Origin of the sequence: Herbaspirillum sp. B65 (assembly GCF_000333555.1) — a bacterium.
In the GTDB taxonomy this organism is placed as follows: domain Bacteria; phylum Pseudomonadota; class Gammaproteobacteria; order Burkholderiales; family Burkholderiaceae_D; genus Herbaspirillum; species Herbaspirillum rubrisubalbicans.
The window spans coordinates 1-1,863 of sequence record NZ_BADI01000741.1 but is presented as its reverse complement, the minus strand read 5'-3'; the positions used below and the strand labels follow the sequence as shown (position 1 = coordinate 1,863).

General features: G+C 64.2%; 2 protein-coding genes. Both read right to left on the bottom strand.

The annotated features are described in order from the left end of the window. Positions 1-1,318, bottom strand: a 1,318-nt coding sequence (locus I5W_RS17320) for a sugar ABC transporter ATP-binding protein (RefSeq protein WP_252717081.1), incomplete at its 3' end; no start/stop codon positions are given. Between the two features lie 91 nt (positions 1,319-1,409). Beyond that, positions 1,410-1,863, bottom strand: a 454-nt coding sequence (locus tag I5W_RS17315; protein WP_044530151.1) for a substrate-binding domain-containing protein, incomplete at its 5' end; no start/stop codon positions are given.

Sequence of the window (1,863 nt, the reverse complement as noted above, 5' to 3'; positions counted from 1 at the left end):
GCACCTGCTCGGTACCTATGGCATCTCGACCCTGATCATCGAACGCAATCTGGACGTGCTCGATTACCCGCGCGCAGTCGGCATCGATGATGAAGCCTGACAGCTCACCGGCTGCTTGCGCCACGCTGCCGCTGCGGATGCGCAGCTTCTTGACGAACTCGCCAGCCACCTTGGCTTCGGCGGCGTGGTCCAACATGCCAGCGCGGCTGACCTGCCCCAGGTTGGCCAGGGAGGTATTGACGCTGATGGCTTGCGGCAGCAGCAAGCCCTGCCCTTTGCGGTCTTCGGTAACCATGGCGATACCGGCCTTGACCGCATCCTTGGGGCTGCGGATGCGGGCGGGCTGTTGGCTGTCGCCGATGAAGACTTCCCCCTGGTCGGCGCGGTCGGCACCGAAGATCAGGCGCAGCAGTTCGGTGCGGCCCGAGCCGATCAGGCCGGCAATGCCCAGCACTTCACCGGAATGCAAGGCCAGGCTGGCCGGCTGCACCAGCGGTGCCCGCCCCAGGCCACGGATGCGCAGCAAGGGCGCGCCGATGCGGCGATGCTCGGCGTCCAGATCGACCTTGGTCAATTCACCGGCCATCAATTGCACCAGTTGTTCGGTGGAATAACGGCCGATGTCGTCGTTGCAGACCAGCTTGCCATCGCGTAGCACCACGATGCGGTCGGCGATGCGCTTCAATTCTTCCAGGCGGTGCGAAATGTAGATGATGGCCACGCCTTCGGCGCGCAGGCGCTCGATGCGCGAGAACAGCAGTTCCACCTCGCGGTTGGTCAGCATGGCCGTGGGTTCGTCCAGGATCAGGCAGCGGCAGCTACCGATCAGGTTGCGCGCGATCTCGACCATCTGCTGGTGGCCCAGGCCCAGGTCGCCCACTGGCGTCCACGGATCCAGCTCACCCAGTCCCACCACTTCCATCTGCGCACGGGCAGCCTCGGCCAGCTTCTTGCGGTCGATCCAGCCGAAGCGGCGTGGCAGCTTTTCCAGGAACAGGTTTTCGGCAATCGACAGGGTGGGAATCAGGTTCAATTCCTGCATCACCATGCGGATCCCCAGGCTTTCCGCCTGGGTGCGCGAGACCGGTGCAAAAGGCTGGCCGTCCAGCGTCATGGCACCGGCGCTGGCATCGACCAGGCCGCAGATGATCTTGGAGAGCGTACTCTTGCCGGCGCCGTTTTCACCGGTCAGTGCCAGCACCTGGCCCGGATGCAGATCCAGGTCGATGCCGTCGAGCACCGGTGCGGCATAGCTCTTGCCAATGCCGGACAATGTCAGCAGGGGCGAGCCTTGGGAGGGGGAATCGTTGGGCTGCATGGTTCTGTAGCGCGCAAGAAGAGAGGGGCAAAGCCCTGCACCCGGTAACGGGCGCAGGTACTGTGCAGAGAAGACGCGGGGAGCGTCAGTATTACTTGGTGACCAGCGAGACCTTGGTCTCGACCACGCCACCCAGGGCGCTTTGCGGCTTCTTCTCGGAGAGCGCCTTCAAGGCGGTCTCGATGCCGAAGACGGCTTGCTGCTGGGCGAACTGGTCGACGGTGGCCAGCACGCGGCCATCCTTCAACATCGGCTTGATGGCGTTGATGTTGTCGTAGCCCACCAGCAGCACCTTGCCGGTCTTGCCCGCAGCGCGGATGGCAGCCACGGCGCCCAGCGCCATGTTGTCGTTACCGGCCAGGATGGCCTTGATATCCGGGTGGGCGTTGAGGATCGAGGCAGCCACCTTGTTGCCCTGGTCGATTTCCCATTGGCCCGACTGCACGGTCACCACGTTGGCGCCGACGTCCTTCATGGCGTCCTGGAAGCCCAGGGTGCGCTGCTGTGCATTGAAGGTGGTGGACACGCCTTCGATGATGGCGACC